Here is a 6,342-nt window from a genome sequence, read left to right as displayed (position 1 = left end):
CTGCGATCTTCGCGTCGGGCCGCGCGTGAGATTGATCGATTGCGGCGCGGATCACTTCGGACCGCTCGAAGGCGTGGGCGAACTCAGGCCCGCGCGTCTTCAGCCAGGTCATCAGTTCGGCGACGGTCGAGACGTTGCCCGGCACCGCGACGTCCTCGACGGCGACGCCGGTCTTCTCTTTGACCCAGGCGAAGTAAAGAAGCCGCATCACTTCTCCTCGGGCATGACGTGGCGGAACGTGGCGCGCAAATAGTCGTAGCCGGTGTAGAGTGTCAGAATCGCCGCGATCCACAGCAGGCTCAAGCCGAACAGCGTCGTGTAGGGCCAGATCTTGTCGCCCGCGGAGCCTGCCAGCAGAAAGCCGATGGCGACCATCTGCACCACCGTCTTCCATTTCGCCAGCGCGGTAACCGGCACGCTGACGGCGAGCGTGCCCAAGAACTCGCGCAGGCCCGAGACCAGAATTTCACGGCACAGGATGATGACCCCGGCCCACAGAGACCAACCGGCGATGGTATCGTCGGCGGCGAGCATCAACAGCGCCGCGGCGACGATCAGCTTGTCGGCGATGGGATCCAGCATCTTGCCGATGGCGCTCTGCTGCTGCCAGGCGCGGGCGAGATAGCCGTCGAGGAAATCGCTGACGCCGGCGGCGATGAAGATCCACATGGCGAGCCAACGGCCCCAGTCCGCCGTCACGAAGAAACAGGCGACCAGGGCCGGGATCGCCAGGATGCGCCCATAGGTCAAGATGTTCGGCAGGCTGCCGAAATGTCCTTTGGGTGTCCCGCGCCGATCTGCCAGTCCTTGCTGCGTCATGTCCTATCCGTTCAACTCACCTAACCGCGTTCGTGAAAGTGATCATAGATCGCCTTCGCCATCTGCGCGCTGATGCCGCCCACACCTTCGAGATCGGCCACGCCGGCGCGGCTCACCGCCTTGGCCGAACCGAAATGCTGCAGCAGCGCACGCTTGCGGGCGGGGCCGATGCCGGGCACCTCGTCGAGCGGCGAGGCGGTGATGCCCTTCTTGCGCCGCGCGCGGTGGGCGCCCACGGCAAAGCGGTGGGCCTCGTCCCGGAGCGTCTGAATGCAATAAAGCACAGGGTCGCGCGGTTCCAAAAGCAAAGGCTGTTTTCCCTTAAGATAAATGCGCTCGCGGCCCGCGTTGCGGTCCGGCCCCTTGGCCACGGCGGCGATGAGGATATCCGGCAGGCCGAGTTCGTCGAGCACCGCGTGAGCCGCCGAAAGCTGGCCGGGGCCGCCGTCGATGAGCACCAAATCCGGTGCGGCCCAGCCTTCGCCCTGGTCCTTGTCCCTTTCCTTGACCAGCCGGCTGAAGCGGCGGTTCAGCATCTCGCGCATCATGGCGTAGTCGTCGCCGGGCGCGAGGTCCTCGCTCTTCATGTTGAACTTGCGATACTGCGCTTTGATGAACCCTTCGGTCCCGCCACGATCATGGCGCCCACCGGGTTGCTTCCGGAGATGTGGCTGTTGTCGTAGACTCCACGCGTTCTGGCGACTCTTCCAGATCGAGCACCTCGGCGAGACGCGCGAAGATCGCGCTTGCGAAGCGGACTCGGCGAGCCGCCGGGCGAGGGCCTCGCGCGCATTGACCAGAGCATGGTCGACCAGCTCGCGCTTCTCGCCGCGCTGGGGCGTTGTCACCGTGATCTTGTGCCCGGCCTTCAATTCGAGCGCCTCGGCAAGAAGCCGGCGGCCTTTGATCTCGTGAGACAGCAGAACCTGCTTGGGCGGCGGCTTGTCGTCGTAGAACTGGGCGATGAACGCTTCCAGCACCTCGTCGGCCGGGAGCGCCTTGTCGGCGCGCGGGAAGTAGGCGCGGTTGCCCCAGTTGTTGCCGCTCCTGAAGAAGAACACTTGGATGCAGGTCTGCCCCGCGTCCTGATGGGCAGCGAAGACGTCAGCCTCCTTCACGGTGTGCGGATTGATGCCCTGGCGCGACTGTATGTGAGAGAGCGCGGTCAGCCGGTCGCGAAAGCTCGCGGCGCGCTCGTAGTCCTGGCCCTGGCTCGCCTCGTTCATCAGCGCGTGCAGGCGATGTTTCACCTCGTCGCTCTCGCCGCGCAGGAAGGACAAGGCCTCGTCCACGAGAACGCCGTAGGCCTCCGCGGAGATTTCGCCGGTGCACGGCGCGCTGCACCGTTTGATCTGGAACAGCAGGCAGGGCCGCACGCGGGTCTCGTAATAGGCGTCGGAGCAGGAGCGTAGCAGGAAGGCGCGCTGAAGCGTGTTGATGGTGCGGCCGACCGCGCCGGCCGAGGCGAACGGCCCGAAATAGTCACCTTTGCGGTTGCGCGCGCCGCGATGCTTCAGGATCTGGGGGATCGGGTGATCGCGGGCGATCAGAATGAACGGAAAGGATTTGTCGTCGCGCAGCACCACATTGAAGCGGGGCTTCAGGCGCTTGATGAGGTTCGCCTCGAGAAGTAGCGCCTCCATCTCGGAGTTGGTGGTGACGAACTCCATGCTCGCGGTGTCCGCGATCATGCGCGCGATTCTGTTGTTATGGCCGGTGCCGCGCGCATAACTCAGGACGCGCTTTTTGAGGTGCCGGGCCTTGCCTACGTAGAGCACTTGGCCTTCCGCATCGAGCATGCGGTAGACGCCCGGGCCCGCGGGCGCAGTCTTGGCGTAACGGCCGATCACGGCGGCGCCGGTCTCGGCGCTCAAGATTTTGCGCGCGCGCGTCAGGAGCGAGTCGGGGGCGCTGTCGGGCTTCTCTAAGGGCATGAGATCATGGGGTTTCGGCGCTGGCGCCGGGCCCGGCAGGGGGCCTCAAAGATGAAAGTAAGGGCTAAGCCTCGCCGGGTTCAAGGGCTGGCCGCGCTCAGGCGTTTCCCCGCGCCAAGTGCCGGCCACCGTCCAGCGCGATCATCTGGCCGGTGATCGAGGGTGTTTCCAGCAGAAAGCGCACCGTCGCAGTGACGTCGTCGGTGGACACGACCCGTTTCAGGAGCGTGGCGCGGCATTCGGCGTCGAATTCCGACTCGGTTTGGCCGCTATGGGGCAAGACGGGCCCCGGCGCGATGGCATTGACCCTGATTCGCGGCGCGAGCGCCTGGGCCAGCGTCTGCGTGGCCGTCCACAGCGCCGATTTGGCGCTGGTGTAGGAGAAATAGTCCGGGTTCAGATTCCACACCTTCTGATCGACCAGGTTGATGACGTTGCCCGTGGCGCCCTCCGGTAGCATTCGGGCGAAGGCCTGGGTCAGAAACACGGGCGCGCGCAGATTGACGTCGAGATGCATCGCCCAGCCCGATTCGTCGCACGTTTCCGCCGAATCCCACTCAAAACAGGCGGCGTTGTTGATGAGGCAGGTGGGCGGGCCGAGCTCGCGGGCGCAGGCCTCCACCAAGGGGCCGAGATCGTCAAAGCGGCCAAGATCGGCGCGCAGGGCCACGGCCCGGCCGCCCATGGCCTCGATTTCCGCTACCAGACCGAAAGCCTCCGCCTCGGAGGCGTAATAATGGACCCCTACGGGCCGACCGCTTTGGGCCAGATCGAGCGCGATCGTCCGGCCGAGCCGGCGTGCCGCCCCGGTGACCAGCGCGGACGTTTCGGGGTTGTTTGCGGCCATTTTATCCTGTGTGGGAGCGGGCTCGATTCGGAAAGTCAAGCATCTCGCGACGGCGAAATGGCACTCTAGGAGACGCCGTCACACGGAACAAGCGCAGCAGACGGCCGCGGATTCGGCGTGAGAGTGGCCGTGGCCAAGCCCATGATTCGTCGGAGGGATAACGATTCGCCTCGACTTTGAGCAGTTGCCTTCCTCGTGTGCACTTCGACTGAGTATTTGTGCAGCGCGAGGAGGGGGGCGAGCCCAATGTGGCGTCAAAGTCCTTGAACCATTGCAGATTAGTCACACTGGCCTAGATGTTTTCAAAACGTCTTGCTTTTTCGTTGCTTCAAGGGGGGTGCGGACTATTGTCGATGTGACGGGGGCGTTGCGCCGCGGACACGGCTAACGAGCTACACCCCACAAGAATTAAAGACCTAATGGGACAGGCGAAAAAAGCAGGAGACTGGACAATGGCTCGGCACATGGAAGCGGGGACGTTAAAACTAACCATCTTGAGCGCAGCCCTTATCGGCGGGCTCGCTCTTCCGGCGCAGGCAGAAGAATTCAGCCTTGGCGGCACGGCGACCTTCACCACGGACTACGTATTCCGTGGTACTTCGCAGACGAACCAAAACCCGGCCGTACAGGCTCGATCGATGCGAGCTACGGCATCTTTTATGCTGGCATGTGGGGCTCGAACGTCGACTTCGGCGGCAGCGGCACCGGTCAGGAGCTGGCTACGGTCGAGATCGACTACTATGCCGGTATCGCGCCGACCTGGAAGGGCATCAGCTTCGACATTGGCGGTCTGTACTATACCTACCCCGGCGCTTTCGATCCGGGCACCGAGTTCGATTATTTCGAACTTAAGACCGGCGCCTCCTACACCTTCGGCGAATCCTTCACCGTTGGCGTGACCAACTACTGGTCGCCTGACTTCTTCGGTGAGACCGGCACCGGCAACGCGATCGAAGGTTCGGCGGAATATGTCTTCGGCAGCCAGCTGTTCAACTTCTTCACGCCTAGCGTCAGCGCATTGCTGGGTTACCAGGACGTGGACGATCTCGGTGACTACACCTACTGGAACGCGGGTCTGACCCTCGGCTTCATGGACAACTGGTCGGCCGATATCCGTTACTGGGATACCGACTTCAGCGAGGCCGGATGCGTTGGCTTCAACGGCGGTGCGAACAACTGCGACGCGCGGGTTGTGGGAACCATCAGCGCTTCGTTCTAAGGGCTAAAACTTCCCCAAAAGCACTTCCCACCTGAAAAGGGCGCCTCGTCGGCGCCCTTTTTTTGGTGCCCGAGCGATGGCATAGACGGGCCATGATGCACTCTCGCGAGCAAGCGGACTTAGGCGCGGGCGATGCCGAGGCGATCGCGAAGGCCCACGCGGTCTACACTCCCTTCGCGCTTCGCTTGTACGACCTGGTGGTGCACGGGCTTTCCAGCCGCGTGGCCTGGCGCTGCCCCACCTCTCGGCTCACTGCGCTCTATGAGGCCAACCTCTCCGCCAATCACCTGGAGGCGGGTGTGGGCACGGGGCTATTTCTCGACCGGGCCGGCACACATTTCGACCGGCTGGTCCTGGCCGACATCAACACCCATTGCCTCGATCGCGCCGTCCGGCGGCTTGCGCGCTTCCAGCCACGGTCATGGCAGGCGAACCTGCTGGCGCCGCTGCCGCCGGATCCGGCGCCGTTCGACTCCGTGGGCCTGACCTTCGTGCTGCATTGCTTGCCCGGTACGATGGCCGAGAAGCTCGTGGCGGTCGATCATCTGAAGCCGCTCATGGGCGAGGGCGCCACCCTCTTCGGCGCCACCATTCTCGGTCACGGGATCGAACCCAACGCGGCGGCGCGGGCGCTCCTTGATCTCTACAACGAAAAAGGCGTGTTCAATAACCGCGCGGACGATCTGGAGTCCTTGGCTCGGGGTTTGGAATCGCGCTTCGGCCGCGTGGAGATCGAGCAGCATGGCCTGGTGGCGCTGTTCACGCCCGCTGAGCGGCGGGGCGGCATCGCCTCGGGTTTCCCGCCTTGGGATGGCCATTAACCCGCCGCTTACCCTGCTCAGTTTCGCCCGGGTTCGTCGTTAACAGTCGGTAAGGGTCGGGCACTACCCTGGGGCCGTGAGCGCTTGGTCCAGCACGAACACGTGCTGCGCGGCGGACGGGCCGAGCCTCCAATCGTGAGGGAGTCTGTCATGCGTATGCGATTGTACCAGGCTGTGGTGGTTGCCGCCGTGTTAACGGCCAGCGCCACGGCTTCCCGCCCGGCCGCGAGCGCCGACCTTTACGGCGACTATAACGCCCCGCCCGCCTACGGCATGGAGCCGGTCCCGCCCCAGGACATCTTCGAGGGTTGGTGGCTCGGCGGCACGATCGGCGGTGCCTCGGTAAACTACGATATGTCGCCCGGGAGTTCGGTGTCCTCGAGCGGCGTCTTGGGCGGCATCGTCGGCGGCTATAGCTGGCAGCACGGCCCGTTCGTCGTCGGCGTCGAAGGCGACTTCTTGGCCTCCGATATCAGCGGCAGCCGCAGCTTTAACGGCGGCCTCAATAAAGTGAGCCCGGGCTTCGACACCCTTGCCGATCTGCGCCTGCGTGCCGGTTATACGATCCTGCCCAACTTGCTGCTGTTCGGTACCTTTGGTGGCGCGTGGGCCGACGCGGACCTGCCCATCAGCGGTCCGGGCGGCGCGTTCCGCGAGACCACGTTCTTTGGCTGGAGCGCCGGCGCGGCGCCGAGTTTGCCT

The 6,342-nt window shown here is 64.3% G+C and carries 7 protein-coding genes; 3 read left to right on the top strand and 4 right to left on the bottom strand.

Annotated features, from left to right (window positions below; genetic code table 11):
* The 4 genes from AUC71_RS13365 to AUC71_RS13350 all read right to left on the bottom strand — a co-directional run.
* Positions 1–208: MoaD/ThiS family protein (locus AUC71_RS13365; RefSeq protein WP_083238378.1), on the bottom strand; the 208-nt coding region annotated here is incomplete at its 3' end.
* Positions 208–819, bottom strand: a complete 612-nt coding sequence (gene pgsA, locus AUC71_RS13360) for a CDP-diacylglycerol--glycerol-3-phosphate 3-phosphatidyltransferase (protein WP_069624647.1) — start codon at positions 817–819, stop codon at positions 208–210. The genes pgsA and AUC71_RS13365, both read right to left, overlap by 1 nt.
* A 20-nt stretch (positions 820–839) precedes the next feature.
* A complete protein-coding gene (uvrC, locus tag AUC71_RS13355; RefSeq protein ID WP_244500961.1) occupies positions 840–2,753 on the bottom strand; it encodes an excinuclease ABC subunit UvrC in 1,914 nt (637 codons plus the stop codon).
* 97 nt (positions 2,754–2,850) lie between these two features.
* Positions 2,851–3,600, bottom strand: coding sequence for an SDR family oxidoreductase (locus tag AUC71_RS13350; RefSeq protein WP_069624646.1), 750 nt, complete (start codon positions 3,598–3,600; stop codon positions 2,851–2,853).
* Positions 3,601–4,045: 445 nt separating this feature from the next.
* Here AUC71_RS13350 and AUC71_RS21435 point away from each other — a divergent pair, with 445 nt between their 5' ends.
* The 3 genes from AUC71_RS21435 to AUC71_RS13335 all read left to right on the top strand — a co-directional run.
* Positions 4,046–4,819, top strand: a complete 774-nt coding sequence (locus AUC71_RS21435; protein ID WP_342021864.1) for a TorF family putative porin — start codon at positions 4,046–4,048, stop codon at positions 4,817–4,819.
* Positions 4,820–4,911: 92 nt separating this feature from the next.
* Positions 4,912–5,640, top strand: coding sequence for a methyltransferase (locus AUC71_RS13340; RefSeq protein ID WP_244500960.1), 729 nt, complete (start codon positions 4,912–4,914; stop codon positions 5,638–5,640).
* 150 nt (positions 5,641–5,790) lie between these two features.
* Positions 5,791–6,342, top strand: a 552-nt coding sequence (locus AUC71_RS13335; protein WP_141701701.1) for an outer membrane protein, incomplete at its 3' end; no start/stop codon positions are given.

This window comes from Methyloceanibacter marginalis (assembly GCF_001723295.1).
Classification (GTDB): domain Bacteria; phylum Pseudomonadota; class Alphaproteobacteria; order Rhizobiales; family Methyloligellaceae; genus Methyloceanibacter; species Methyloceanibacter marginalis.
Note: the sequence above shows the minus strand (reverse complement) of the source record. Positions and strands in the feature narration are given on the sequence as shown.

Coding starts and splice junctions, on each gene's coding strand:
- pgsA (WP_069624647.1), bottom strand. CDS start 819: ATGACGCAGCAAGGACTGGCAGATCGGCGCGGGACACCCAAAGGACAT.
- AUC71_RS13350 (WP_069624646.1), bottom strand. CDS start 3,600: ATGGCCGCAAACAACCCCGAAACGTCCGCGCTGGTCACCGGGGCGGCA.
- AUC71_RS13340 (WP_244500960.1), top strand. CDS start 4,912: ATGATGCACTCTCGCGAGCAAGCGGACTTAGGCGCGGGCGATGCCGAG.
- uvrC (WP_244500961.1), bottom strand. CDS start 2,753: ATGCCCTTAGAGAAGCCCGACAGCGCCCCCGACTCGCTCCTGACGCGC.